Annotated in this window: 2 protein-coding genes; both read left to right on the plus strand. The window is 64.7% G+C overall.

Annotated features, from left to right (window positions below):
- Positions 1-1,070 (plus strand): glycoside hydrolase family 43 protein (locus tag SB4_RS16855; RefSeq protein WP_153006301.1); only part of this gene is annotated, 1,070 nt, incomplete at its 5' end.
- Positions 1,067-1,315: family 43 glycosylhydrolase (locus SB4_RS16860; RefSeq protein WP_153006302.1), on the plus strand; the 249-nt coding region annotated here is incomplete at its 3' end. The genes SB4_RS16855 and SB4_RS16860, both read left to right, overlap by 4 nt.

Below are 1,315 nucleotides of genomic sequence, written 5' to 3' on the forward strand. Positions count from 1 at the left end.
GGCGCGCGGGGAAGATGGTCGGCGAGAGCACGCAGCTGGTCAATGGCGGCGTCGACCTGTCGAAGAAGCCCGTATGGATCGAGGGGCCACATATCTTCAAGAAGGACGGCTGGTATTATCTGACCGCCGCCGAAGGGGGCACCAGCGTCAACCACTCGCAGGTCGTGCTGCGGTCGAAGGAACTACGCGGCCCCTATGTGCCCTTTGCAGGCAATCCGATTCTGACGCAGCGCGATCTCGACCCGAAGCGCCCGCACCCGATCAGCGCGGCGGGCCATGCCGAACTGGTGCAAACGCAAGACGGCGATTGGTGGGCGACCTTCCTCGCAACGCGGCCCTATGCCGACGACTATTACAATATCGGGCGGGAGACCTTCCTGCTGCCGGTGACGTGGAAGAATGGCTGGCCGATCATCCTGGACAAGGGCAAGACCGTGCCCTGGACGCTCGCCAAGCCCCGCCTGCCTGCCAGCCCCGCCCCGAAACTGCCGACCAGCGGCGATTTTGGTTACACGGACGAGTTCGACGGCACCAAGCTCGCCATGCAATGGATCGGCGTCCGAACGCCGAAGACGCCGTTCTACACGGTCGCGAACGGATCGCTGACGATGCGAGGCGGCGACGCGCTGGGCGATCGGCAAGGTGTGCCGGGCTTTGTCGGGCGGCGGCAGCAACACGCGATCGCCGATGTCTCGACCACCCTGACCTTCACCCCCGCCAAGGACGGCGCGCGGGCCGGGCTTGTCGCGATGCAGAACGACTATGCCTATCTGTTCTTCGGCCTGACCCGGATCGACGGCCAGACCCGCATCGCGCTCTACAAGCGCGAGGGCAAGAATACGCGCGACGAGACGGCGGCCGAGACGCTGGTCGCCTCGGCACCCCTGAATGCGAAAGGCCCCGTCACCCTGTCCATCCATGCCAAGGGTGGGACGATGGCCTTCGACTATCGGGTCGGCGACAAGACGATGACGCTGAAAAACGATCTCGATACCCGCTTCCTCAGCACCGCGCGGGCGGGCGGCTTTGTCGGGACGGTCATCGGCCCCTATGCGTACACGCCGGGATGAAGTGGCTGTCCCTCGCGATGCTCCTCGCCGTGCCATCGCTGGCGGGGGCACAGGCCTGGCAATCGGACAAGGGGAACGGCACTTACGCCAATCCCCCTCTCTACGCCGACTATCCCGATCCCGACATCATCCGGGTCGGGCGCGATTTCTATTTCATCACCACGACATTCGCGAACGTGCCCGGTCTCACCATCATGACCTCGCGCGATCTGGTGAACTGGCGCTTCGTCGGGCATGTCATCGAT

It is taken from the genome of Sphingomonas sanguinis (assembly GCF_001476905.1).
In the GTDB taxonomy this organism is placed as follows: domain Bacteria; phylum Pseudomonadota; class Alphaproteobacteria; order Sphingomonadales; family Sphingomonadaceae; genus Sphingomonas; species Sphingomonas sanguinis_B.